This window comes from Streptomyces sp. NPDC054866, from assembly GCF_053610745.1.
In genome coordinates, this window is sequence record NZ_JBSGZA010000006.1 from 523,187 (window position 1) to 542,011 (window position 18,825).

Here is an 18,825-nt window from a genome sequence, read left to right on the forward strand (position 1 = left end):
GCCGCCGAACCCCTGGAAACCCCCGTCCCCACCAGGTCCCACAAAGAAGTGAGAGCCCCGTGACCGCTCCCCAAGGTGCCGCGCCCCAGCGGACCTTCAGATCCGTCGCCCCCGTCATAGCCCTGTGCTGGCTCGTCGTCTTCTTCGACGGCATGGACGTCAACATCTACGGCGCCGTGATGCCGCACCTCATCGACGACAAGGGCTTCGGCTTCACCACGTCGACCGCCGGCACCATCGGCTCCTGGACCACCTTCGGCATGCTGATCGGCGCCCTCGGCTGCGGCACGCTCACCGACTGGATCGGCCGCAAGCCGATGGTCACGGGCAGCGTCGCGCTGTTCTCACTGGGCTCCGCGGTCTGCGCGCTCGCGCCCACCGCCGCCGTCTTCGGAGGCGGCCGGTTCATCGCCGGGCTCGGGCTCGGCGGCCTCATGCCGATCAGCCTCGCGATCGTCGCCGAGTTCGCGCCGCCGCGCAGGGCCGCGCTCGCCACCGGCCTGATGATGACCTCGTACCACGCGGGCGGCATGGCGGCCACGGGTCTCGGGCTCTGGCTCGGGCCCGACCACGGCTGGCGCGTCGTCTTCTGGGCGGGCGTGATCCCCGCGGCCGTCGCCATCCCCCTCGTACTCAAGTGGCTGCCCGAATCGCCCGGCGTGCTGCTCGCCAAGGGCCGCGCGAGCGAGGCCGAGGCCGTCGCCGCCCGCTACTCGCTGCCGTCCCCGACGCTCGCCGAAGCCCCCGCGGCGGGCGCCAAGGGCCGCTTCGCCGCCGTCGCCTCGCTCTTCACGCCGGGCCAGCGCCTGGCGACCCCGCTCCTGTGGCTCGCGTCCTTCGCCGGTCTGCTCCTCGTCTACGGGGTCTCCACCTGGCTGCCCGAGCTGATGCGTGCCTCCGGCTACTCCCTGTCCTCCTCGGTCACCTTCCTCATGGTGATCAACGCGGGCGGCATCGTCGGCATGCTCGTCGCGGGACGGGCCGCCGACAGGTTCGGCGCCGTGCGGATCTCCGCGATCTGGTTCCTGCTCACCGCCTGCGGAACCTTCCTCCTCAGGGCCGAGCTGCCCCTGGGCGTCGCCTACGCGATCGTCTTCGTCACCGGCATCTGGCTCTTCTCGGCGCAGGTGATGGTCTACGCCTCCGCCCCTTCCGTCTACACGCCCGCCCAGCGCGCCACCGGGCTCGGCTGGATCACCGGTGTCGGGCGCACCGGCGCGGTCGTCGGACCCTGGCTGGGAGGCGCCGTCGTCTCCGGCGGAAACGCGTCCCTCGGATTCACCACCTTCGCCGTGGCCGCCGTGCTCGGAGCCGTCGCGATCTCGCTGGTGCCACTCGTCCGGCGCAGCGGCCGCACCCCGGCCGACGAGGGTGTATCGCCCGTCCCACCGGGAACAGAGAGCACCGGGCCGAACGTTCTTGGTCACAAGGAGGGAAAGATCCTCCCCAAGCACTAGGGTCTTCCTTTTGCCTACGCATTACTCTTGACCCAAAGCCACGCACGGTGGCCATGGAGGAGTGAAATGAGGAGCAGCAACCCGGTCTTCTCGCGACGGGGGTTCAGCCGCGACAACGGCTACGCGGGCTTCGGCACGCAGCCGCAGGCCGGGGGACCCGCCGTCGGGACGCAGACCCAGCAGGGCAACCCGTACGCGGGTGCGGGCCAGCAGGCCCCCACCAATCCGTACGCGGCGAACCCGTACGCCCAGCAGGACCTGCAGCACGGCGCCCCCCAGGCGCCCGTAACCACCGCCGGCCGTATGACGATGGACGACGTCGTCATGCGTACGGCCACCACACTCGGCACGCTCCTGGTCACGGCAGCGCTCGCATGGGCGCTGCTGCCGGTGGACGACGCCAACATCAGCAAGTCGTTCGGCATCGCGATCGGCGCAGGCCTCGTCGCGATGGTGCTCGGCCTGGTGCAGGCCTTCAAGCGCAAGGCCTCGCCGGCGCTGATCCTGACGTACGCCGCTCTGGAAGGTGTCTTCCTCGGCGTCGTCTCCAGCATCGTCGACAACCGCATCGCGGACGGCGCGGCCATGCAGGCCGTGCTCGGCACGATGGCCGTCTTCGTCGGTGTCCTCGTCGCCTACAAGGCCGGCTGGATCCGCGTCAACCGTCGCTTCTACGGCTTCGTGATGGCCGCGGCGATGGGCTTCCTGCTCCTTACCGCGGTGAACCTGCTGTTCGCGGTCTTCGGTGGCGGCGACGGCCTCGGCTTCCGCAGCGGCGGCCTCGGCATCGTCTTCGGCATCGTCGGCATCCTGCTCGGCGCGTGCTTCCTGGCCCTGGACTTCAAGCAGGTCGAGGACGGCATCGCGTACGGCGCGCCGAAGGAAGAGGCCTGGCTCGCGGCGTTCGGTCTGACGATGACGCTCGTCTGGATCTACCTCGAGTTCCTGCGTCTGATCGCCATCTTGCAGGGCAACGACTGACGCGGCTGACTCCCGGCTGAAGCAACGGCGAAGGGCCCCGCGGAACGTATGTTCCGCGGGGCCCTTCGCCGTTGTGTGTGAGGGGGACAGGGGAGTCAGAGCAGCTTGCGGGCGGCCCGCCGCAAGTCGTACTCGTGAATGATTGCCTTGGCGTGCCCATAAGCCAGGTTGTGCTCCGCGCGGAGCCAGCTGACCTTCTCCTCGAAGCGGAAGAGAGAAGGGCCTTCGTCCACGGCGCGGATCCAGTCGGAGATCTCACGACCGGTGCAGTGGGGGATTCGGGCGATGAGGTTGCGGTGGGTCTCCTCGGAGAAGACTTGGGACATCGGCGCCTCCGGACGCGTCGCGATGTGTTCCGTCCTTCACGCCACCGTGCCTGAGCGTTCGGGCGTTGGCAACAGTCCCGCCCAGGCGCATAAGGTCGCCGGGTGCTTGATACGACGCCTTTGACGGCCGCAGTGGACCAATTCGCCGACCGCTTGCGGGCCGCCCCGCAGAGCCGCTTGCAGCGGGGGGCGGCGACCGAGGCGCTCGCTCTGGCCAGGGAACTGGCGGCGTGGGCGCAGCGGATCGAGGCGCCGGACGAGGAGCCGCGGGAGATGCCGGACGCCGGGATGTTCGCCGCCGCCGACCAGATCACGGTCGCGGGGCGGGATCTGGCCCTTGTGCTCGACGACGAGGGGCAGCTCGCGGAGGCGCTGACGCTCGTGGAGAAGGCGCAGAAGCGCGCCGGGGTGTGACAGGTGACCCCGGCGGACGCCGGGGTCGCTGCGGTCAGACCGACGCGATGACGCGGTCCGCGAGGATGTAGACGTTCTCGGCGCCGCACTCGAACGTGAGCGCGTAGGCGCCGGAGACTCCGGAGCCGCCGAGCAGGACCGGGGTGTGGCCGTCGCGCAGGGCGTCGGCGAGCAGCTCCGCGGTCTCGCGGTGGCCCGGGGTCATGCAGAGCGTCGTGCCGTCCGCGAAGACGTAGACGTCCAGCGTGCCGAGCGGTCCGGGGCGGACGTCGGCGAGCGCCGTGCGGGCGTCGGCCAGTTCCTCAAGACAGGCGACAGTGCGCTCGTGGTCGCCGTTGACGGGGGACTGGACCGGCACGAAGTCCGGGTGCGAGGGGTGGCGGCGGCGGGCCGCGGCCAGCTCCGGGGAGTCGGCCGCGAACTCGTCGGCCGGGTCGCCGTACGGCTCGATGACCGGCTCCAGGCTGTCCGCCTCCAGGCCCGAGAAGTCCGCCTGGCGGGGCAGGAACAGCTCGTCGGCCATGTCGGAGAGGCCGGGCAGGCCGCTGAGCAGAGAGGGCGCGTCCGAGGCGTCACGGGCTTCCTGGGCGGCCCAGAAGGCCCGTGCCTCGGCCAGCTCGCGCTCCCGTTCCTCGGCGAGGGCCTCGGCGACAGCCGTGCGTATCTCGTCGGTGTCCGGAGTGGTGCGGGCTGCGGGCACGGCGGCGTGCGCGGTCGCCGGCCGGCTCTGGGCCAGCTCGGTGCGCAGGGTCGTGATCTGCTTCCGAAGCCCGTGCACGGCGTGCAGGGCGGCGGCACCCACGGCCGTGGCAGCGGCCGTGGAGAGCAGCAAGGCAAGAGGCATGGCGCTCACTGACGTACTCCCGGTTTCAAGTCGACCCCCGACTTCCTACATCAGCTTGAAGCCTGCACGATCCACCTGTCAGTGCATTACGTCACGAATTGGACAGGTCTTTCGGCCCGGTGTTTATCCATAGATGCACTCTGACCTGGGCATATGCATCTCCCCCAGGAGATAGGTCACATCCTGGGGGAGATTGAGTCACGAATCAATGGAGAGAGCGGGGATGCGCAGGCGTCCGGAGGGCCTGGAGGGTCAGCTGAGGCGCTCGATGACCATGGCCATGCCCTGGCCGCCGCCGACGCACATCGTCTCCAGACCGAACTGCTTGTCGTGGAACTGGAGGCTGTTGATGAGGGTGCCGGTGATGCGGGCGCCGGTCATGCCGAAGGGGTGGCCGACCGCGATGGCGCCGCCGTTCACGTTCAGCTTGTCGAGCGGGATGTTCAGGTCGCGGTAGGAGGGGATCACCTGGGCGGCGAAGGCCTCGTTGATCTCGAAGAGGTCGATGTCGTCGACGGTGAGACCGGCACGGGAGAGGGCCTGCTTGCTGGCCTCGACCGGGCCGAGGCCCATGATCTCGGGGGAGAGACCGGTGACGCCGGTGGAGACGATGCGGGCGAGCGGGGTCAGGCCGAGCTCGCGGGCCTTGGTGTCGCTCATGATCACGAGGGCGGCGGCGCCGTCGTTGAGCGGGCAGCAGTTGCCCGCGGTGACGAGGCCGTCGGGGCGGAAGACGGGCTTGAGGCCCTCGACGCCTTCGAGGGTGACGCCGGCGCGGGGCCCGTCGTCCTTGCTGACGACGGTGCCGTCGGGGGTGGTGACGGGGGTGATCTCCCGCTCCCAGAAGCCGTTCTTGATGGCTTCCTCGGCGAGGTTCTGGGACCGGACGCCGAACTCGTCCATGTCCTTACGGGTGACGCCCTTGGCGCGGGCCAGGTTCTCGGCGGTCTGCCCCATCGCGATGTACGCGTCCGGGATCAGGCCGTCCTCGCGGGGGTCGTGCCAGTTCGAGCCCTCGGACTTCGAAACCGCCTCGGTGCGGGCCTCGGCGTCGGCGAAGAGGGGGTTGTGGGTGTCCGGGAGCCCGTCGCTCGACCCCTTCACGCTGCGGGACACCATCTCCACACCGGCGGAGATGAAGACGTCGCCCTCACCGGCCTTGATGGCGTGCAGTGCCATACGGGAGGTCTGCAGGGAGGACGAGCAGTACCGCGTGATGGTGCAGCCCGGCAGGTGGTCCATGCCCATCTGTACGGCGACGATGCGGCCGAGGTTGTGCCCCTGCTCGCCACCCGGCAGACCACAGCCGAGCATCAGGTCGTCGATGAGCTTCGGGTCGAGCTCGGGGACCTTGGCGAGGGCGGCCTCGATGATCGTGGCGGTCAGGTCGTCGGGCCGCAGATCCTTCAGGGAGCCCTTGAAGGCGCGGCCGATCGGGGTGCGGGCGGCGGAGACGATCACGGCTTCGGGCATCACGGCACTCCAGTGACGAGGGGGCAGGACTCCTTGGGAAGTTACCTGCACGTATCGCTATAGGTCATCGGGCGGGGACTGTGATGCGGAACGCATTTTTCTAAGCGCTTGCTCAGTTCTGGCGGGGCGCCTTGGGGGCTGGTGCGCCGCCGGGTAAACGGGTGGGTGGGCGGGAGAGATCCGGCGCGCAGCGCCGGGCCAGTGTGCGACGACCCGCAGTGCCCCCCCCGGGCGTTTCCCCATCGCCCCGCCCCCCGCAGGGCTACCGCGGCAGCGGTGAAGGGTCCGGGGCGTGGTGGATGCGGCGGCGGCGCCGGCGTTTGATGAGGGCCCAGGGGCCTCGGGGGCCCGTGGGCATCGCGGCGGCGACCTCCGTGCCGCCCTCCGACGCGGCCTGCGCGGCAGCTCGGGCCACCGGCAGGAAGCCCTCGCGCCGCGACACGTCGGGGCGCTCCTCCTCCGGCCACAGCCCCAGCGCGGCGCACAGCGTCGGCAGCACCGCCATCGCCGCGGTCGCGTACCCCTCCGCGGAGGGGTGGTAGTTGTCGGGGCCGAACAGCTCCCGAGGGTTCGCAAGGAACTCGGGGCCGAGCAGGTCACCGAGCGACACCGTCCGCCCGCCCTGCTCGACCACCCCGATCGTCTGCGCGGCAGCCAGCTGCCGCGACACCCGCCGCGCCATCCAGCGCAGGGGCTGGTAGACGTTCTCGACCGTCCCCAGGTCGGGGCACGTACCGACCACCACCTCCGCCCCCGCCGTCCGCAGCCGCCGCACCGCCGCCGCCAGCAGGCGTACGGACCGCGTCGCGGGCATCCGGTGCGTCACGTCGTTCGCGCCGATCATCACGACGCACACGTCCGGCACCCAGGACGCGAGGTCGGAGAGGATCAGCGTCACCTGGCGGTCCAGGTCGTCCGACTGCGCACCAGGCAGCGCCACGTTCCGCAGCTCCACCGGCCGCTCGGCCACCGCCGCGAGCCCCGCCGCGAGCAGCGCGGCGGGCGTCTGCCTTGCCCGGTACACCCCCTGCCCCGCGGCGGTGGAATCGCCGAGCATCGCGAACCGCAAGGGCTCCTCGGCGTCCGGCCGCTCCGCGTACCCCCAGCCGTAGCGCCCGTCGGCCCGCGGTGGAGCCGCATGCTCCCCGCTGTTCCCGACGGACCGCTTCGCCAGCTGCACCTCGGCGAGGACCACTCCCACGGTCGCCGCCCCGAGCAGCCCGATACCTCCGCCGCCGTAAGCCGCGCCCGCGGCGATCCGCCGCGCCACCCTCGCCCTCGACATGCCCTGCAGCCACCTCCTCGTACCGCCCTACATCAACTCATTGCCCCGTAAGGACGGTCGGCCAATCGCGCGAGGAGGTGAACGACTGAACGGGAGCCTTACGCTGACGGCACCCATTCGTCGCACTACATCGCAGCCCGGAGACAACGGTGCAATTCCACGACTCGATGATCAGCCTCGTCGGCAACACCCCGCTGGTGAGGCTCAACAACGTGACCACGGGCATTCAGGCGACGGTCCTGGCCAAGGTCGAGTACTTCAACCCCGGCGGTTCCGTGAAGGACCGCATCGCGCTGCGCATGATCGAGGCGGCCGAGCAGAGCGGGGAGCTCAAGCCCGGCGGCACCATCGTCGAGCCGACCTCCGGCAACACCGGGGTCGGCCTCGCCATCGTGGCCCAGCAGAAGGGCTACAAGTGCATCTTCGTCTGCCCGGACAAGGTGTCGCTCGACAAGATCAACGTCCTGCGGGCGTACGGCGCCGACGTGGTCGTCTGCCCCACGGCCGTCGATCCCGAGCACCCCGACTCGTACTACAACGTCTCCGACCGCCTGGTGCGAGAGACCCCCGGCGCCTGGAAGCCCGACCAGTACAGCAACCCGAACAACCCCCTTTCCCACTACCACTCCACCGGCCCCGAGCTGTGGGAGCAGACGGAAGGGAAGATCACCCATTTCGTGGCCGGCATCGGGACCGGCGGCACCATCTCCGGGACGGGCGGATATCTGAAGGAGATCTCCAAGGGGGGCGTGAAGGTCGTCGGCGCCGACCCCGAGGGTTCCGTGTACTCCGGCGGCTCCGGGCGGCCCTACCTCGTCGAGGGCGTCGGTGAGGACTTCTGGCCGACGGCGTACGACCGGAACGTGACCGACGAGATCGTCGCGGTGTCCGACAAGGACTCCTTCCAGATGACGCGGCGGCTCGCGAAGGAGGAAGGACTCCTCGTCGGCGGCTCCTGCGGGATGGCCGTGGTGGCCGCGCTGCGGGTCGCGGAGGGGCTCGGCCCCGACGACGTCGTGGTCGTGCTGCTGCCCGACTCCGGCCGTGGCTACATGAGCAAGATCTTCAGCGATGAATGGATGAACGACTACGGATTCCTGGAGCAGGCCGGCGACGCGCCTCGCGTCGGTGACGTACTGAGCCGCAAGGAGGGTGGCCGACTGCCCTCGCTCGTCCACATGCACCCGGAGGAGACGGTCGGCGAGGCCATCGACGTACTGCGTGAGTACGGCGTCTCGCAGATGCCCATCGTCAAGCCGGGCGCGGGCCACCCGGACGTGATGGCGGCCGAGGTCATCGGCTCCGTCGTCGAACGCGAGCTCCTGGACGCCCTGTTCACGCAGCGCGCCTCGCTCTCGGACCCGCTGGAGAAGCACATGTCGGACCCGCTGCCGCAGGTCGGCTCCGGAGAGCCGGTCGCCGACCTGATGTCGGTGCTCGGCGGGGCCGACGCGGCGATCGTCCTGGTCGAGGGCAAGCCGACCGGTGTGGTGAGCCGTCAGGACCTGCTGGCCTTCCTGGCGGAGCAGCAGGGACAGTAGCCGCGTGATGTGCCGTCAGCCGTGGGGCGAACTTCGCGGAAGTGGTACGAGCGCGACACGTTCGCGCAGCACCCGCTTAACACGGCTCCGGCACATTGGTGGTTGTCGGCGTACAGGAACTCCGGAGCGGCTCCCGGACCTCTGAACGCCTGGACGCGGCCCGGTCCTGACCCGGCCGCAGTCCCTCGCGGGGACCGCCGTCGTCCCGCCCCCTGGGAAACCGGGGGTGCGGCGGTCCCCGCGCATGAACTTCGTATACGGTTCGGCGCCCTGGATCAGTGGATCAGTACCCCTGGATCCGCGCCGCCGCATGGCTCACCTGCGCCGTGTGCGTGACCCAGCCCGTGGCCGTCCGCAGGTGGAGCTGGAACGCCGTCGGCTCGGGTGCGTAGCCCATGGGGCGGTCCGGGCTCAGGGCGAGGGAGCTCTGGAGCCACGTCGACGGGGCGGTCGACAGGGTCGTGCCCGCGTAGGCGCCGGTGGTCGGGCGGTGGACGTGGCCCGCGAGGACCCGGGCCACGTGGGGGTGGCGGGCCAGGACCTCCGCGAGGGCGTCGCCGTCCGTGAGGCGCATGCCGTCCAGGTACGGGATGCCGATGTCCGCCGGCGGGTGGTGCAGGCAGACCAGGGCGGGTATCTCGGGGCGGGCCGCCAACGTCTCGTCCAGCCAGGCGAGTTGGGCCTCGCCGAGGTGGCCGTGTCCGGCGCCGGGCACGTTCGTGTCCAGGGCGATCAGCGTCAGGTCGGCGTACTCGACGGCGTACCGCGTGGAGTGCGTGCCGCCGAGCTGCGGCTCGCCGCCGAACGCCTTGACCAGGGCCGCCGGATCGTCGTGGTTGCCGGTCGTCAGGTGCAGGGGCAGCGGGAAGCCCGCGATGAGTTCGCGCAGCTGCTCGTACTCGTCGGGGCGGCCGTGTTCCGTGAGGTCGCCGGTGATCACGACGCAGGTGGGCCGGGGTTCGATCGCCAGGACGCGGGCGAGCGCGCGGCGCAGGCCGGCCGCGGGCTCGGCGGCCAGCGGGCCGGTGGTGAGGTGCAGGTCACTGAGGTGCGCGACAGAGGTGGTCATGGAGGAACGGTCCGCCCCGGGGCGGGCTGCGCGCCACCGGTCCTGCTGACAGCAGAATCCCGCGGCGGCCCGGGCCTCAGTCGTCCCACTCCGACTTCCGGCCGCGGTCCTTGCCGCGCCCGAAGTTCATGCCCCGCATCGAATGCACCGCGTTCACGCCGACGATGCCGCCCCAGGTGACGAACAGCCCCGGCAGGTCCGCGTTCACCACGCCGATCGCCGAGAGCGGGATCGCGAGGATCAGCGAGACGATGCCGAACCCGAAGCGCTCGCCCCAGGAGTCCACGGGGCTGTTCGGCGCGCGGGACCCGCGGGCTACGACCATCTGCTGCTCGGCCATGTGCCGGCGCATCCTCCGGTCGATCGTGCCGTCCAGGCGCTGCTCGACCTTCCCGAGGAAGGAGTCGACCAGCGCGGACTCGTACTCCTCGCCCAGCTCTCTGCGGGCATGCAGAGTGGCGTCGAGTTCCTTCTTGAGTTCGGCGTCTCGGGCTTCCATAGCCCTTTACGTTACGCAGCCGATGAGGCCCTGACAGTGGGGCTATCCCCCCTTTCCGTGGGGATGTGCGACGTGTCGCGCCGGGCGAGCAGCCAGTACAGGGCCGCCGGGACGACCAGGCCCACGATCCACGAGATGTCCGCGCCGCCAAGGGGCTCCACCAGCGGGCCGGTGTAGAAGTGCGTCACCAGGAAGGGCAGCTGGGCGAGCAGCCCCACTCCGTAGACCCCCAGCGCGTCCCAGCGCCAGGCTCCGTAGCGGCCGTGGGGATCGGAGAGCGCCGGTATGTCGTAGCGCTCCTTGGAGATCAGGTAGTAGTCGACCAGGTTGATCGCCGACCACGGCGTGAAGAACGTCAGGAGGAAGAGAAGGAAGTCCTTGAAGGACGTCAGGAAGCTGTCCTTGCCGAGCAGCGCCACCACCGTGCCCGCGACCATGATCAGTGCGATGTACGCCGCCCTGCCGCGCGGCGAGAGGACCTTCTGGCCCCGGAATCCGCTGATGCTGGTCACCATCGACATGAAGCCGCCGTAGGTGTTGAGCACGTTGATGGTCAGCTTGCCGAGGGCGATCACGAAGTACAGGAACGACGCGATCAGGCCCGTGCCGCCCAGGCCGACCACGTATCCGACCTGGTTGGCGAGGAACGCCTCTCCCGCGCTCGCCGCCACCAGCACGCCGAACGTCATCGACCACTGCGAGCCGAGCGCGGAGCCGGACAGGGTCCACCAGAAGGTGGCCCGCCCCGACGTCGTACGCGGCAGATAGCGCGAGTAGTCCGCGACGTAAGGACCGAAGGCGAGCTGCCAGGACGCCGAGAGCGACACCGCGAGCAGGAACATCGGCAGGTCGAAGTGCGCGTCGTTCAGGAGCGCCGACAGGTCCACGCGGTCCAGGAGGCGGATGCCCAGGTAGATGAAGGCCAGCGCGCAGATCACGCTCGCCACCCGGCCGAGGACGTGGATCACGCGGTAGCCGACCGCCGCCACCACGGCCGTGACCACCGCGAAGATGATGATGCCGGTGGTGTCGTTCGTGTGCGTGAGCTGGGCCGTGGCCTGTCCGGCCAGGACGCTGCCGCTGGCGAAGAAGCCGACGTACATGAGGATGACGAGCAGGAGCGGTACGACGGCTCCCCGCACCCCGAACTGGGCGCGGGACTGGATCATCTGGGGCAGGCCGAGCTTCGGCCCCTGCGCGGAGTGCAGGGCCATCACGGCGCCGCCGAGCAGATTACCGAGCAGGAGGCCGACCACCGACCACACCACGTCGCCGCCGAAGACGACGGCGAGGGCGCCGGTGACGACCGCGGTGATCTGGAGGTTGGCGCCGAGCCAGAGGGTGAACTGGCTGAACGCCGTGCCGTGCCGTTCGTCGTCGGGGACGACGTCGATGGAGCGCCGCTCCACGAGAGTGTCTGCCATGATCCGGTGAACTCCCTGCTGCTGGTGAGCCGTTGCCCTGCGGGTGAGCTACTTCTTGCTGATCCCGTGCCGTGCCGCCCAGTCGTTCGCGACGTCCTCGGGGTCCTTCTTGTCCTTGTCCACCAGGCGGTTCAGCTCGGTGAGGTCCTTGGTCGTCAGGGCGTTGCCCAGGCGCCCGAGCGCCGCCCGCACCGTCGAGTCGGCCTTGCGGTCGGCGATGAGCGGGACGACGTGCTGGCCGGGGATCAGGTTCTTGGGGTCGGTGAGCACGACCCACTTCTCGGCGATGATGTCGGTGTCGGTGGTGAAGAGGTTCGCCACGTCGACATCGCCCTTCTTCAGGGCGCCCTTCACCAACGGACCCGAGGAATCAAGGGACTTGAACTCCTTGAACTCCACTCCGTAGACGTCCTTGAGGCCCACCGAGCCCACCGTGCGCTTCTTGACCTCGGGCGCCGCGCCGATGGCGAGCTTGCCGTTGTGCTTCGCGAGGTCCCCGAGGGTCTTGAGGCCGTACTTGTCGGCGGTCTCCCGCGTGACGACGAAGGCGTCGGAGTCCTCGGCCTTGCCGTAGGGGAGGATCTGGAGGCCGCGCGGCAGGGCCATGGCGAGGGCGTTCTGCATCTCGCCCTCCTCGGTGGCCTTCGCCTTGGTGTCGAGGTAGTGCAGGAGTGCGCCCTGGTACTCGGGCAGGAGGTCGATGTCGCCGCCCTTGAGCGCGGGGATGAGGATCTCGCGGGTGCCGAGGTTGGGGCGGACCTCCGTCTTCACGCCCTCCGCTTCGAGGGCGGCGGCGTAGAGGTAGCCGAGTACCTGGTTTTCGGTGAAGTTGGCGGTGCCGATGGTGACGCCGTTCTTGCTGGAGCCACCGCCGGAGCCGCCGGAGCCCTGTCCGTTGAGGGAGGTGATGCCGCCGCTGCACGCGGCGAGCGCGGGGACGGAGGCTGCGGCGAAGAGTCCGCCGAGGAGTGTCCTGCGGTTCATGGGGGCCATCTGGTGTGCTCCTAGGCCGACTTGGCGGGGCGGTGGCGGAAGAGGGCGCGCTGCAGTGCGGAGAGCGCGAGATCGAGTACGACGGCGACGACCGCGACGAGCACGGCACCGCCGAGCACTTGGACGAGGTCGCGCTGGGCGAGCCCGTCGAAGACGTACCGGCCGAGCCCGCCGAAGGAGACGTACGCGGCGATGGTGGCCGTCGCGACGACCTGGATGAGCGCGAGCCGCAGCCCGGTCATGATCAGCGGGAGTGCGAGGGGCAGTTCGACCTGGAAGAGGACCTGGTGCCAGCGCATGCCCTGGCCGCGCGCGGCGTCCCGTACCTCCGGGTCGACGGCGGTCATCCCCGCGTAGGTGTTGGTGACGATGGAGGGGATGGCCAGCGCCACGAGGGCGATGTAGACGGGCCACATGGACAGGCCGCTGGCCAGGAAGACGAGGACGACGAGCCCGACCGTGGGCAGCGCGCGTCCGAAGCTGGAGAGGTTGATGGCGACGAAGGCGCCGCGCCCCGTGTGCCCGATGAGCAGCCCGACCGGCAGCGCGATCGCGGCGGCGATCAGGGTGGCGAGCAGTGAGTACTGGAGGTGCTCGGCGAGGCGGTGCCCGATGCCGTCCGACCCGGCCCACTGCTCGCCGCTAACCAGCCAGGCGCCGAGGTCTTTGAAGAGTTCGTACATGTCACGCGCTCCTCTTGCGGCGGGTCCAGGGAGTCAGGACGTACTGGAGGGTGACGAGCAGCGCGTCCGCGACGAGCGCGAGGAGCAGGGTCAAGGCGACGCCGACGATGACGGGGGTGGGGAAGTTGCGCTGGAACCCGTCGGTGAAGAGCTGACCGAGACCGCCGTCGCCGATGTACGTCGCCACGGAGACGAGGGAGATCGCCATGACCGTCGCGATCCGTACGCCCGCCATGATCACCGGGAGCGCGAGGGGGAGTTCGACGGTGAGGAGGGTGCGAAGGGGGCGGGTGCCCATGGCCTTGGCCGCTTCCTTCGTCTTCGCGGGGACGGAGTCCAGGCCCTCGACGGTGTTCCGCAGGAGCACGACGAGCGTGTAGATCGTCAGGCCGATGACGGTGGTGGTGCGGGTGAGCCCGCTGACCGGCAGGAGCAGAACGAAGATCGCGATGGACGGGATGGTGAACAGGACGTTCGACAGGCCGAGGAGCAGGCCGCGCAGGGGGCGCACGCGGTGGGCGACGACGGCCAGGGGGAGCGAGATGAGCAGGCCGAGGAGTACGGAGGTGAGGGCGGCCTGGAGGTGGGAGAGGGTGAGGGTGGTGAGGTCGTCGGTGTGGTCGGCTATCCACGACCAGTCGATGGTCACGGGGTGCGCTTTGCAGTAGCGGGGGCAGGGGTGGTTTTCGTGGGTTCTCCGTCGGGACCGCTGTCCTGGGTTGCTCGCGCAGTTCCCCGCGCCCCTTCCAGGGGCGCCCCGTCAGGGGCGCGGGGAACTGCGCGATCAGCCCCCACCGGCCCGCAGACTGCCCGACCCCTCTCGTGCGCCGCGCCCGCCCGGTCGTGGATGTCCTCCCGTGACGTCACCCCGGTCAGGGTGCCCGTCTCGTCGACCCGGGTTACGAGGCCGGTCGGGGCGGACAGGGACTCGTTGAGGGCGGACAGCAGCGAGTCCGTGTCGCGCAACGGGCGTACGGGGACGTCCGCCGCGTCGCCGTCCTTGTGCCGCCAGGCCACCGGTGCGCCCGCGGAGTCGAGTCGCAGCGTCCAGGCGCCGCCCTCCGGGGCCGGGGCCTGCGGGACTTCCGCGAGCGTCGTCAGGGAGAGCAGCTTCAGGCCGCGCTCCGCGCCCAGGAAGTCCGCGACGAAGTCGTCCGCGGGGCGGGCAAGGAGCTCGGCGGGGCTCGCGCACTGCACGAGGTGGCCGCCGGTGCGGAAGACGGCTATGCGGTCACCGAGCCGTACCGCCTCGTCGATGTCGTGCGTGACGAAGACTATGGTCTTGTTCAACTCCCGCTGGAGGCGCAGGAGTTCGTCCTGGAGCTGAGTGCGCACCACGGGGTCGACCGCGCCGAACGGCTCGTCCATCAGGAGCACCGGCGGGTCGGCGGCCAGCGCGCGGGCCACGCCGACGCGCTGCTGCTGGCCTCCGGAGAGCTGGTGCGGGTAGCGCTTCCCGGCGTCGGCGGTGAGGCCGACCGTCTCCAGGAGCTCCGCCGCCCGCGCCCGCGCTTTCTTGCGCCCCCATCCGAGCAGCAGCGGCACCGTCGCGATGTTGTCCAGGACGGTGCGGTGCGGGAAGAGCCCGGACTGCTGGATCACGTAACCGATGGAGCGGCGCAGCTCGGCGGCGTCCTGCTCCAGGACGTCCTTGCCGCCCACCCTGATCGTCCCGGAGGTCGGATCGACCATTCGGTTGATCATGCGGAGCGTCGTCGTCTTGCCGCAACCGGAAGATCCGACGAGGACGGTCACGCCCCCTTCCGGCATCTCAAGGGTCAGGTCGTGGACCGCGGTTGTGCCGTTCGGGAAGCGCTTGTGGACCGTATCGAATTGGATCATGAGGAGTCCCTTGCCCGGCTGTATATCGTCATGCAGAGTTCTCGTTGACTGAATAGATTGTCAATAGCTTGTCCACGCCCCGGCGTAAATCACTGGTAACGAGTGGTCGCAGGGCAAGACGGAGCGTCCGGTTGAGGAGGGTTTACGAGTGATGTCGTCTCGCATCGCGGACAGGACACCTGCCAGGGCGACCGACGACAGTGACTCGGTCGTCGTCCTGGACGGCCGCGGACTGATGGTCGCAGATGTCGTACGCATGGCCGAATCCACCGCAAAGCCCGTTCCTGGAACGGACGGGATGAAGCGCGTGGAGAGTTCGTGGAACGCCGCGCGGGAGATCGCGTCCTGGGGTCGCGTCTACGGCCGCTCCACCGGAGTGGGCGCCAACCGGAATGAGTCCGTGCCCACCGAGGCGGCCTCCGACCACGGTCTGCGCCTGCTGCGCAGCCACGCCGGGGCGATCGGCGAGGAACTGCCCGCGCGGCAGGTGCGCGCGATGCTCGCGGTGCGCGCCAACCAACTGCTCGCGGGCGGCGCGGGTCTGCGCCCCACCGTCGTCACCGCGCTCTGCGAGGCCCTGGAGACGGGCGCCTACCCGAAGGTCAACGAATTTGGCTCGGTCGGCACGGGCGACATCGCTGCGCTCGCGCAGATGGGCCTCGCGCTCGCGGGCGAGCACCCCTGGCAGGGAACGGGCGCCGCCCCCGCGCCGCAGCCCCTCGACAACAACGACGCCCTCGCCCTGATCAGCAGCAACGCCCTCACCCTCGGGCAGTCCGCGCTCGCCCTGCACGAACTGCGCGGCCTCATCGCGGCGACGCAGGTGGTGGCGGCGCTGACCCTGATGGCGGTCGACGGTTCGTACGAGGCGTACGCGCTGCCCGTGCACGAGGCGCGGCGCCACACGGGTTCGTACATGGTCGCCGAACGGATGCGGCGGATCCTCGGCGCGCCCGACCGCCCCACGCCACCGCTCGGCCGGATCCAGGACCCGTACGGCCTGCGCTGCGTGCCGCAGATCCACGGGCCCGCGCACGACGCGGCGGACGCCCTTGAGGATGTCCTCACGGTGGAGATCAACGCGGCGGCGGAAAACCCGCTGATCTCTGCGGAGGACATGGCGGCGTACCACCACGGCGGCTTCTACCTCGCCCAACTCGCCCTGTCCCTCGACCACTTCAGGCTCGCGATGACCCAGGCGGCCCGCCTTTCGACGTCCCGTCTCTCCACGCTGAACGAACCGGGCTTCACCCGCCTTCGCCCCTTCCTCGCGGACGGCGAACCGGCGTCGTCGGGCGTGATGATCCTGGAGTACGCGGCCGGCGCGGCCCTCGGCGACCTGCGGGCCTATTCCGCCCCCGCCTCCCTAGGCCACGCGGTGCTCTCCCGGGGCGTGGAGGAGCAGGCCAGTTTCGCCTCGCTCGCGGCGCGGCAGACGCTGCGTGCGTGCGAGGCGTACCGCCTGGTGGTCGGCTGCGAACTGGTCGCGGCGATAAGGGCGTTGAGGCAGCGGGACATGCGACTCGACCCGGAGCTGCCCGTCGGCCGGGCCTTCGAGCTCGCGGACTCGGTACTGGACGCGGAACTGGCCGACCGGCCGTTGACGGATGATGTGACGGCGGCGGCCGGGCTGCTCGACCGGTTCACGGAGCTGTGGTCAAACCTGGGTGAGAGTCAGGGCGTTGTGAGGGGAACAGTATGAGTGACAGTCCTGCGGTGCGGCTGCAAGTGCTCTTCGAGGGCCACCGGCTCACGCCCACGCAGCGGCGCATCGCGCACTGCATGGTGCGGCGGGCGGGGGACGTCCCCTTCCTCTCCAGCGTCGAACTGGCGGAGCTCGCCGGGGTGAGCCAGCCTTCCGTCACCCGTTTCGCGGTGGCGCTCGGCTTCGACGGATATCCGGCGCTGCGCAGGCACCTGCGGGATCTCGCGCCCGCGGAGGAGGCGGGCGAGGCCTCCCTCAACGAGTACCAGCAGGCGGTCGAGGCGGAGATCGCGAACCTCCGGCACCTGGCGGAGGTACTCGCCGACCCGGCTCCGGTGGAGCGCGCCGGGCGGCTCCTCGCTTCCTCCCGCCCGCTCCCCGTCCTCGGCCTGCGGGCCGCGGCGTCCCAGGCGTACGGCTTCTCGTACTTCGCGGCGAAGGTCCACCCCGACGTACGCCTCCTCGACGAGGGCGGCACGATGCTGGCCGACCGGATCGACGCGGCGGTGCGGGCGGGCGCGACGGCGCTCCTGTGCTTCGCGCTGCCGAGGCACCCGCGGGAGGTGGTGGACGCCCTCGCCCACGCCCAGGGGGCGGGCCTCTCCGTGGTGACGGTGGCGGACTCGGCGTTCGCCCCTGTAGCGGCGCACTCCGACCTCCTCCTCCCGGCGGCGGTCGGAACGGGCCTCGCCTTCGACACGGCGTGCGCGCCGATGCTGCTGGGGCGGGTGCTCCTGGAGGCGATGTGCGACGGGCTTCCGGACGCGCAGGCGCGGCTTGAGGAGTTTGATGCGGGGGCGGCGGAGCGGGGGTTGTTCGTGGAGTAGGGGCCGCCGGGGCACCAAAGCCCGCCCTGGCAGCCGGCAGCACTCAGTCCTCGCCCCGCGCCTTCATCACCACCCTGTTGACCGCCCAGAGACCGACCCCGATGGCGACGAGGATGCCCGCCCGGATGTAGACCTCCGCAGGCCGGTCCGCCAGCGGGCTCGCCAGGATCAGGGCGGTGATCGCACCAAGGACCGGCAGCACCGTCGGCGTACGGAAGTGCTCGTGGTCGACCCTGTCCCTGCGCAGGACCAGGACCGCCACGTTGACCACCGCGAACACGCACAGCAGCAGGAACGCCGTCGTGTCGCCGAGGCCCTCGATCTCGCCCGTCGACACCAGGCCGACGGCCAGGAGCGAGACGAAGACGATGCCCACCCACGGTGTCTTGCGGCGGGACAGGACCCGGCCCATCGCGCGCGGCAGGATGCGCTCGTTGGCCATGCCGTAACAGAGCCGCGAGGCCATCATGATGTTGATCAGCGCCGAGTTGGTGACCGCGAACAGGGCGATCAGCGCGAAGAGTTTGTGCGGGAAGTCGATGCCGCCCGCCTTCACGACCTCAAGAAGTGGACCGCTCGATCCCTCAAGCACCTTGTAGTCCACGAGCAGCGACGACACCAGCGCCACCAGGACGTAGATCGTGCCCGTCACCGCGACACCGATGAAGATCGCCCGCGGGAACGTACGCGTCGGATCCTTCGTCTCCTCGGCCATGTTCACCGAGTCCTCGAACCCGACGAACGCGAAGAAGCCGAGCGCGGTCGCCCCGAGGATGCCGGTGAGCAGCGCGTAGCCCGTGCCGCCTCCCGGGGATTCGAAGTCTGTGAGGCGCCCGGGATCCCCGTCCCCGCTCAGGACCGCGTACGCGCCGATCGCGAGGATGATGACCAGGCCCGTCAGCTCGACGAGCGTGAGGACCACGTTCGTCTTCACCGACTCGGCGACGCCCCGCAGGTTCAGCGCCGCGAGCGCGAGGATGAAGAGGATCGCGATCAGCGTCGGCGGGAGCGCGTCGCTCGTCAGCTCGCTCAGGTAGTCGCCGCTGAAGGCGCGCGCCGCCGCGCTCGCCGACGAGAGCCCCGATGCCATCACCATGAACGCGACGATGAAGGTGAGGAAGGGGACCTTGAAGGCCTTCTGCGTGTAGAGGGCGGCGCCCGCCGCCTTCGGATACTTGCCGACCAGCTCCACGTACGACGCCGCCGTCAGGATCGCCACGACGAAGCCGATCGCGAACGGCAGCCACAGTGCGCCGCCGACCTTCCCCGCGACCTTGCCGGTGGTGGCGTAGATGCCGGTGCCGAGGATGTCGCCGATCACGAAGAGGATCAGGAGCTTGGGGCCGATCGCGCGGTGCAGCGCGGGTTCTTCGGCGGGTGGTGGCGTGGTGGCGGGTGTGCCGGACGTCGTCACAGGATCATCTCCCCCGAGGGTGTGCCTGGAGGGAGCATCTGCCCCGGA

18 protein-coding genes are annotated in these 18,825 nt (G+C 70.2%); 6 read left to right on the top strand and 12 right to left on the bottom strand.

From position 1 onward, the window contains the following. The first annotated feature begins 59 nt into the window (after nucleotides 1–59). Together ACWGI2_RS30460 and ACWGI2_RS30465 are read left to right on the top strand one after the other, a co-directional pair. Nucleotides 60–1,457: an MFS transporter gene (locus ACWGI2_RS30460; protein WP_453698800.1), complete on the top strand. Its 1,398-nt coding sequence runs from the start codon at nucleotides 60–62 to the stop codon at nucleotides 1,455–1,457. Nucleotides 1,458–1,523: 66 nt separating this feature from the next. Beyond that, nucleotides 1,524–2,438 (top strand): Bax inhibitor-1/YccA family protein, encoded by a 915-nt coding sequence (locus ACWGI2_RS30465; protein ID WP_160505451.1) that lies wholly within the window; start codon nucleotides 1,524–1,526, stop codon nucleotides 2,436–2,438. 95 nt (nucleotides 2,439–2,533) lie between these two features. On the opposite strand, the gene ACWGI2_RS30470 is transcribed toward ACWGI2_RS30465, so the two are convergent. Next, nucleotides 2,534–2,764: a DUF4287 domain-containing protein gene (locus ACWGI2_RS30470; protein WP_361832622.1), complete on the bottom strand. Its 231-nt coding sequence runs from the start codon at nucleotides 2,762–2,764 to the stop codon at nucleotides 2,534–2,536. 102 nt (nucleotides 2,765–2,866) lie between these two features. On the opposite strand from ACWGI2_RS30470, the gene ACWGI2_RS30475 reads away from it, so the two are divergent. Next, nucleotides 2,867–3,178, top strand: a complete 312-nt coding sequence (locus tag ACWGI2_RS30475; RefSeq protein WP_453400219.1) for a hypothetical protein — start codon at nucleotides 2,867–2,869, stop codon at nucleotides 3,176–3,178. Between the two features lie 34 nt (nucleotides 3,179–3,212). On the opposite strand, the gene ACWGI2_RS30480 is transcribed toward ACWGI2_RS30475, so the two are convergent. The 3 genes from ACWGI2_RS30480 to ACWGI2_RS30490 all read right to left on the bottom strand — a co-directional run bounded on the left by ACWGI2_RS30480 (nucleotide 3,213) and on the right by ACWGI2_RS30490 (nucleotide 6,780). Beyond that, complete coding sequence (locus tag ACWGI2_RS30480; RefSeq protein WP_453400311.1) at nucleotides 3,213–4,022, bottom strand: hypothetical protein; 810 nt, start codon at nucleotides 4,020–4,022, stop codon at nucleotides 3,213–3,215. A gap of 252 nt (nucleotides 4,023–4,274) precedes the next feature. Then, nucleotides 4,275–5,495, bottom strand: coding sequence for an acetyl-CoA C-acetyltransferase (locus tag ACWGI2_RS30485; RefSeq protein ID WP_453400220.1), 1,221 nt, complete (start codon nucleotides 5,493–5,495; stop codon nucleotides 4,275–4,277). Nucleotides 5,496–5,757: 262 nt separating this feature from the next. Beyond that, nucleotides 5,758–6,780, bottom strand: a complete 1,023-nt coding sequence (locus ACWGI2_RS30490; protein ID WP_453400221.1) for an SGNH/GDSL hydrolase family protein — start codon at nucleotides 6,778–6,780, stop codon at nucleotides 5,758–5,760. Nucleotides 6,781–6,929: 149 nt separating this feature from the next. Between ACWGI2_RS30490 and ACWGI2_RS30495 the strand changes: the two genes are divergently transcribed. Continuing rightward, a complete protein-coding gene (locus ACWGI2_RS30495) occupies nucleotides 6,930–8,321 on the top strand; it encodes a cystathionine beta-synthase (protein WP_453698801.1) in 1,392 nt (463 codons plus the stop codon). Nucleotides 8,322–8,604: 283 nt separating this feature from the next. Here ACWGI2_RS30495 and ACWGI2_RS30500 read toward each other — a convergent pair whose 3' ends face one another. The 7 genes from ACWGI2_RS30500 to ACWGI2_RS30530 form a co-directional block, all read right to left on the bottom strand. Next, on the bottom strand, nucleotides 8,605–9,390 hold the full coding sequence (locus tag ACWGI2_RS30500) for a phosphodiesterase (RefSeq protein WP_453698802.1): 786 nt from the start codon (nucleotides 9,388–9,390) through the stop codon (nucleotides 8,605–8,607). Between the two features lie 76 nt (nucleotides 9,391–9,466). Then, a complete protein-coding gene (locus ACWGI2_RS30505) occupies nucleotides 9,467–9,889 on the bottom strand; it encodes a hypothetical protein (protein WP_453400224.1) in 423 nt (140 codons plus the stop codon). 11 nt (nucleotides 9,890–9,900) lie between these two features. Next, the gene (locus ACWGI2_RS30510; RefSeq protein ID WP_453698803.1) at nucleotides 9,901–11,313 is read right to left on the bottom strand and encodes a purine-cytosine permease family protein; all 1,413 of its coding nucleotides are present in this window, start codon (nucleotides 11,311–11,313) and stop codon (nucleotides 9,901–9,903) included. A gap of 48 nt (nucleotides 11,314–11,361) precedes the next feature. Continuing rightward, entirely contained in the window at nucleotides 11,362–12,297 is a 936-nt protein-coding gene (locus ACWGI2_RS30515) for an ABC transporter substrate-binding protein (RefSeq protein ID WP_453698904.1), read from the bottom strand. A gap of 20 nt (nucleotides 12,298–12,317) precedes the next feature. Continuing rightward, entirely contained in the window at nucleotides 12,318–12,989 is a 672-nt protein-coding gene (locus tag ACWGI2_RS30520) for an ABC transporter permease (protein ID WP_453400226.1), read from the bottom strand. 1 nt (nucleotide 12,990) lies between these two features. Then, nucleotides 12,991–13,638 carry an ABC transporter permease gene (locus tag ACWGI2_RS30525; protein WP_453400227.1) on the bottom strand — a complete coding sequence of 216 codons (648 nt, stop codon included), beginning with the start codon at nucleotides 13,636–13,638 and terminating at the stop codon, nucleotides 12,991–12,993. After that, nucleotides 13,635–14,831, bottom strand: coding sequence for an ABC transporter ATP-binding protein (locus tag ACWGI2_RS30530; RefSeq protein ID WP_453698804.1), 1,197 nt, complete (start codon nucleotides 14,829–14,831; stop codon nucleotides 13,635–13,637). The genes ACWGI2_RS30525 and ACWGI2_RS30530 overlap by 4 nt, the downstream gene beginning before the upstream one ends. A gap of 151 nt (nucleotides 14,832–14,982) precedes the next feature. Between ACWGI2_RS30530 and ACWGI2_RS30535 the strand changes: the two genes are divergently transcribed. After that, a complete protein-coding gene (locus ACWGI2_RS30535) occupies nucleotides 14,983–16,533 on the top strand; it encodes an aromatic amino acid ammonia-lyase (RefSeq protein ID WP_453400229.1) in 1,551 nt (516 codons plus the stop codon). Further along, the gene (locus tag ACWGI2_RS30540; RefSeq protein WP_453698806.1) at nucleotides 16,530–17,363 is read left to right on the top strand and encodes a MurR/RpiR family transcriptional regulator; all 834 of its coding nucleotides are present in this window, start codon (nucleotides 16,530–16,532) and stop codon (nucleotides 17,361–17,363) included. The genes ACWGI2_RS30535 and ACWGI2_RS30540 overlap by 4 nt, the downstream gene beginning before the upstream one ends. A gap of 43 nt (nucleotides 17,364–17,406) precedes the next feature. Here the strand turns inward: ACWGI2_RS30540 and ACWGI2_RS30545 are convergent, their stop codons facing one another. Continuing rightward, nucleotides 17,407–18,777, bottom strand: coding sequence for an APC family permease (locus tag ACWGI2_RS30545; protein ID WP_453698808.1), 1,371 nt, complete (start codon nucleotides 18,775–18,777; stop codon nucleotides 17,407–17,409). Nucleotides 18,778–18,825: the final 48 nt, after the last annotated feature.

Coding starts and splice junctions, on each gene's coding strand:
- ACWGI2_RS30465 (WP_160505451.1), top strand. CDS start 1,524: ATGAGGAGCAGCAACCCGGTCTTCTCGCGACGGGGGTTCAGCCGCGAC.
- ACWGI2_RS30505 (WP_453400224.1), bottom strand. CDS start 9,889: ATGGAAGCCCGAGACGCCGAACTCAAGAAGGAACTCGACGCCACTCTG.
- ACWGI2_RS30485 (WP_453400220.1), bottom strand. CDS start 5,495: ATGCCCGAAGCCGTGATCGTCTCCGCCGCCCGCACCCCGATCGGCCGC.
- ACWGI2_RS30480 (WP_453400311.1), bottom strand. CDS start 4,022: ATGCCTCTTGCCTTGCTGCTCTCCACGGCCGCTGCCACGGCCGTGGGT.
- ACWGI2_RS30470 (WP_361832622.1), bottom strand. CDS start 2,764: ATGTCCCAAGTCTTCTCCGAGGAGACCCACCGCAACCTCATCGCCCGA.
- ACWGI2_RS30520 (WP_453400226.1), bottom strand. CDS start 12,989: ATGTACGAACTCTTCAAAGACCTCGGCGCCTGGCTGGTTAGCGGCGAG.
- ACWGI2_RS30500 (WP_453698802.1), bottom strand. CDS start 9,390: ATGACCACCTCTGTCGCGCACCTCAGTGACCTGCACCTCACCACCGGC.
- ACWGI2_RS30540 (WP_453698806.1), top strand. CDS start 16,530: ATGAGTGACAGTCCTGCGGTGCGGCTGCAAGTGCTCTTCGAGGGCCAC.
- ACWGI2_RS30530 (WP_453698804.1), bottom strand. CDS start 14,831: ATGATCCAATTCGATACGGTCCACAAGCGCTTCCCGAACGGCACAACC.
- ACWGI2_RS30515 (WP_453698904.1), bottom strand. CDS start 12,297: ATGAACCGCAGGACACTCCTCGGCGGACTCTTCGCCGCAGCCTCCGTC.
- ACWGI2_RS30490 (WP_453400221.1), bottom strand. CDS start 6,780: ATGTCGAGGGCGAGGGTGGCGCGGCGGATCGCCGCGGGCGCGGCTTAC.
- ACWGI2_RS30535 (WP_453400229.1), top strand. CDS start 14,983: ATGTCGTCTCGCATCGCGGACAGGACACCTGCCAGGGCGACCGACGAC.
- ACWGI2_RS30510 (WP_453698803.1), bottom strand. CDS start 11,313: ATGGCAGACACTCTCGTGGAGCGGCGCTCCATCGACGTCGTCCCCGAC.